Genomic DNA, 5129 nt, shown 5'->3' on the forward strand with positions numbered 1-5129 from the left:
TGTGACTTTACCCATAACCTGTCCAGAACGGACAACTTATGAATGAAACCGGAACCTGGACAACTTATGCTTAAAGACTGTCGGGCAAGGGTATATTCTGTTCGTTGAAGAGTATTTTAACTGGCGCAACTTCAAGATCATGGCAGCGTTTGAGGAATTCAATCAGATCCAGTTTTTGACGGTGCCGTCTTGTGACTTTTCTCTGGCTCAGTGAGTGATGTAGAATTGGCATCGCCGCTAGGATCTGTCCCAGTGCTTCTGCCATCCACAACTGCCACTCCCAGTCTTTGTCGGTAAAGCGTTGATGACTCAACGCCGTGAAATCGTGTCCCAACCATGCCCCGCAAGCGGCACAATATCCCAACTCTGTTTCACGACTCAAGAACGGCTGCGGACGGCGACAGTAGGTACACCAAAGTTGCGTGTAACAGTGATGCTTTGGACAAACACAAACGGGTTCAAGTGCCCAAAGCAACGGCGTGTAAAGCGTGAGTCCCGCATCTCGCTGTTGCTGGTAGCAGGCTGGACACCAGCATTGCTCATGACGCAGCATGTCACGCAAGTTAAAGAATCGACTCAGCGGTAACAGCGTCAGATACCGCAAATCCGAGCGTAAGGTAAGATGTTCGAGAAGTCGAACAATCTGTTCAACTTGATCATTTACAGAGAGCCAATCTTCTGCGGTCGTGTTTTGCAGCGTTGAAGGATGAGATCGCAAGAATGAGATTGATGCTTCGATGGCTGCCTGGTGCGGCAACTTGGAACGCTGCTGATTGAACACATAGCGAAATGCCAACTCGTATCGGATCAAGATCGGAGTTGGAACACAATGCGCTTCTGCTAATCTCACCAGATAGCTTGGTAATGTTTCAACCATCGCTGTCCCAACACCGAAAGGAACCAACGAGAAGAGACGACTCCGAGGGGGTAGCGCCGGGAAGGTTAAATCCCAGGATTCATAGCTCGGTAGATCGCTAGGTGGCATCGTACTATTCTCCAATCGGCAACCGTTGCGGTGAAGATGTTCCGGGTCGGACTCGACGGTTTTTCGAGGGCGCAGATTGTCTAACTTGCGTGACAGGCGGTGGCATTGTATCGAGTCCCAATGCGATACGAAGCATTGCGCCAGCGTTGGGATTATCGAGTTTAGACTCGCCTTCTTTGGCTTCGCTCAGCATGATGAAGCATTGCTCTGCGGACCAAGCTGTCGCTTCTAGATCGCTTCGGGTCAGGGTATGCTGCCCTTGATTTAGCGCAGTGACGAATGCTCGCGTCAACCAATCTTTGAGAATGCCCACACAGCCGATACAGCGCTCGTAGCAGAACTCCCAATCTCTCAGCAAATCTGGCTCTTCAACCAATGGCAGGTGACGCTGAAACGTTTGCAGGATTGCTCGAAATTGCTTTAAGTCATCCACGGTATCTGACTGATATCGGGAAAAGTGAACTTCTGCGGCTCGACGGCAGAGTTGAGCGCTCAGATTCCGCAGCATCAGCAATTCGTAAGTTCCGGTCAAGACGAATAGCACTCCGGTTAGATTGGCTAAAGATTTGAGACAGTCTGTTTGGTCGCGCAGTTTGCGCCCACTTGCAACTTTGCCTAGATTTTGCGCTTCATCGATATAAAAAGCAGCAGGCTGTCGATGTTGTAATGCAGATTCAAAGCTCTGCCGCAGTTTCAAGGTATTAATGCGCGAACGGCTGGGAATCTGAATGCAAGGTTCGCTCAGTGCCTTTAAGCCGCGAAAGTAGAAGTCTCGCCAGTCGAAGTTACTGAACTCTGGCGTTGCAGCTTCAATTCCGGTGATGGGAATTCGCCCCAAATTCTGCTCTAGATCCGGCAAAGCTGCTTCTAGTATTTTCTGACTCAAGCGCTGGAGCAGGGTTGATTTCCCAACGCCTGTGGGTCCAAGCAGAAAAATCAATCCAGTCCCAGCAGGCTCCTGAATCAAGCACATCAGCCTTTGAGCTGCGTCTGACAGTTTAGGATGCGCCATTGTGTATTGCTTAAAATAAGCAACTTTTTCGGTCATCGTTTGATCTAAAAGTTTGCGAGGAAAGCCTTCTTGAGTCGTCATGTTAGAACTCTCCATAATATTCTAATTGTTCTGACTCCAAGTCGATTAATTCATTCCCTAAAATGTTTCTACCGATCTTGTCGCTTATATTAGTTTCTGCGTCTCGATTGCTATCTGATAGCCCGGATTGATCTACTTCAATACTGTCTCTAAGCTCTGGATTGTTCGTGATTAACTTGATCACTCGCTGATTCTCAACTGCTTTGAGATGCTGGACAACAAGCTGTTCCTCAGTTGTCCCAACTGAATTTAAGAATTGCACTAACTCTGCGTCTGAGTTAATGACATTTTGCCCCTGCTGGCGTTTCCGTTGATACAGTTCTGCGCTAATTAAGTGAAGTTCTTTCTCAGATCGCCCTTTCAGTTGAGCATAGTAATTTGAGATACATTGCACCCATTGTCCTCGGACAAAAGCATAGGCAATTCCAACATCAAACGGGTCGTACCGCACTTCAACGGATGATTGTTCGATTTCTGGATCGCGGAAGTCATTTGACCAGTAGTAAATGTTGTGAATTTTGATTCCCCGACCCGGTTGAACTTTGCGCGTTGAACCTACAGGAGCAGGCAGCGTCAGGATGTGAAACAGTTCGTCGTACACCACTCGTCGATGGACTCGCTTTCCGCCAAGCATCAAGCCCAAGTTGAATGCCTCTCTCGGAGATTGCCCTAATGCTGGATGCTCTCGTTGATCATAAATCTGATATGCCCATTCGCATAAGGCTTGGTAGAGGGGTTCTAATGTCCAGGTTGCAAGCCGTTTTGGGTTGATGGATTGAGTCAATTGGCGGGCATTTTTCGTCAATTGGGTGTTCCCTTGCAACTCATACACAAATTGAGTGTTTGCAGTTCCAAATAGCCGCTCGACAATGCTACCGAAACGAGCCGTTGCAGGAGGACGGTGCTTCTTCGTACAAACGTAGGCTGCTAAGAGTTGCTCGAAGTAGTGGCTATGAAACTCCTTGCCATTATCCACCACAATCGTTTGCGGAAATCGCTCAAATCGTTGGACACAAATTCGCAGCGCCATCATACAGGAGCGGTAGCTCGGTTCTTCAAAGGTCAGATAGACGGCGAGTAGGCGACGACTATAGGCATCTGCCATGAATGTAACCCACGGGCGACCTAGAGGGCGCTGAAGCGTTTGGCTCGCATCCCATTTGCACTCACTTAGTGACAGGAGCGAACTCATCAATTCGATATCGAGTTGGGTGTGGTCAATGTGAACGATCTCAAACGGACGTTCGCCGTGTCGTGGAGTCGTGAGTTCCAGGCTCCAGTAGAACGGAGCTTTCGCGGTTGCTGCTCGTCGCCCTTCGCGTTTGAGGGTTTGCTCATGCGGGTCACGTCGCTGTATTTCTTGCCAAAACCGATGAAAACTTGGCGGAACTAAGGGGGGCTGGTGGGCTTGGCACACTGCTCGAAAGGCTTCGTAAACTCGCAGTTGTCCACGATGTCTGATGGTTTCATACTGCTCGTTGATAAATTGCTGCATCAACTGCACGACCGTCTCATCCAGTCGAGCAATCCGATTCCCCTTCGTCGTGTGATGCGGTAACAATCCTAGATAGCCACTCCCATACAGCGATTCAGCCGCTCGATAAGCAGTTCGCCAGCGCCGGATCGTGCGAGTGGTCGGAACGGATGAAGCTGCATTCAAATAAGGCAGCAAAATCTCATACCGTCGATTGGCTTCTTCAATATCCTGCTGCCGTGCTGCTTGCAAAATCGGTGGAATGGGATTGCTAGCGCGATCTCCCTCACCGATTGTGATTTGACCTTTCTGAATCAGCGCATCCAATGCTGCATTCGGTAACTCGACAAATTTGCCATCTGTTCTCAACAGTCCAGTGTTTGTGTTCCCTGTATTCACAATCTCCCAGCGTTCACCGTCCCAGATTACTATCGCTCCGACTGTCACCGAGAGGATTTGTACAGTCTGTGCCACTGGTGAAGTAGTCACGACTGCTACATGGTCGTATGCTTTTGCAAGGGTGGCATCTGAGAAGACTTGAACGAGTTGCGGTTGAGACAGCGGAGCCGTTTGTAGGCTCACATAAATCTGCTCTTGTGCAATCAACGTATGCAGATCATCGCTCGTCACATCGCTCAATTGTTGCAGGATGTCGCTCAATCGAATGCCTGGATTTGCCGCAACAAGCTTTGTGACTTGCTCACAGACTTCACGGTCTACGACCTTTGTTTTCGAGCTGAAGTAGTCTTCAAGCCAAATCCAATTCTGCTGAAGCGTCCAGTTGACTTGTTGGCTTGACCAAACAGAAAATGTGAGGTTCCAGCGTTGAGCATATGCTTCTGCGGGTGGGCACTGCCACTGCCCTTGAGCTTTGCAGTAACGATGCGGTTGTTTCACGCTAAGCTGGTTCAAGTCTGGTTCAGATTTGCACTCTTCCCAGCCTGCATCCTGAGTCCGAATCACGAAGAAATCAGGCGTATAGCGATGGCGATTGTGCCGACCGTTGCTCATCTCGTAATACAGTTCAATCGCTGGAGGTTGGTCATAGTATTCCAGCACGTCTGGATCATGCTCTAATTCGTAGATTCGAGCGAGTTCGTGCCGATGCGATTCAAATTGAATCGTCAGTCCCATCTTGCGGCTGGGATAGTGACCTGATACATTTTTTCGCCCACCTTGAACGGGGCGTGACGGCGCACTGGAGCGAATCTGCTCAATCAGTTGCCGGGTGTTTTCACTGATCTTCATTCGCTGGCACCAGATCTCAAACTCTGATTCGTTTAGCATCGCTCGTTCCCCTTGGATGCTTGATTTCATTGAGGACGTAGAGTGATAAATGCTTGCCTTGAAACTCAATCAGGACTATCTCAACTGTAGTACAACCGCCGATTGAGGGGAAGCTGACTCGCAAGTTGTAACGATTGGACACATTTTGCCTAAATTTCTCACGTTCGGACAACTTATGGATTAATCTTTCGGGGTTACAACTCATTGACTTCACGGCACTATCAGCCTTCCAGCTTCCGCAATGGTCATCTTTTGCCTTAAGCTGTGGTCAACTTATTATTAAAATCACA

At 48.9% G+C, this 5129-nt stretch carries 3 protein-coding genes; all 3 read right to left on the reverse strand.

Annotated features, from left to right (window positions below; all coding sequences use genetic code 11):
* Positions 1-70 precede the first annotated feature (70 nt).
* Genes ACKFKF_RS34280 through ACKFKF_RS34290 form a run of 3 tightly spaced genes read right to left on the reverse strand, consistent with a single transcriptional unit; the run spans position 71 to position 4839 of the window.
* Positions 71-985 (reverse strand): TniQ family protein, encoded by a 915-nt coding sequence (locus tag ACKFKF_RS34280; protein WP_446871835.1) that lies wholly within the window; start codon positions 983-985, stop codon positions 71-73.
* A gap of 4 nt (positions 986-989) precedes the next feature.
* On the reverse strand, positions 990-2078 hold the full coding sequence (locus tag ACKFKF_RS34285) for an ATP-binding protein (protein WP_446871836.1): 1089 nt from the start codon (positions 2076-2078) through the stop codon (positions 990-992).
* Position 2079: 1 nt separating this feature from the next.
* A complete protein-coding gene (locus ACKFKF_RS34290; protein WP_446871837.1) occupies positions 2080-4839 on the reverse strand; it encodes a TnsA endonuclease N-terminal domain-containing protein in 2760 nt (919 codons plus the stop codon).
* Between the last annotated feature and the right edge of the window lie 290 nt (positions 4840-5129).

This window comes from Phormidesmis sp. 146-12 (assembly GCF_052939495.1).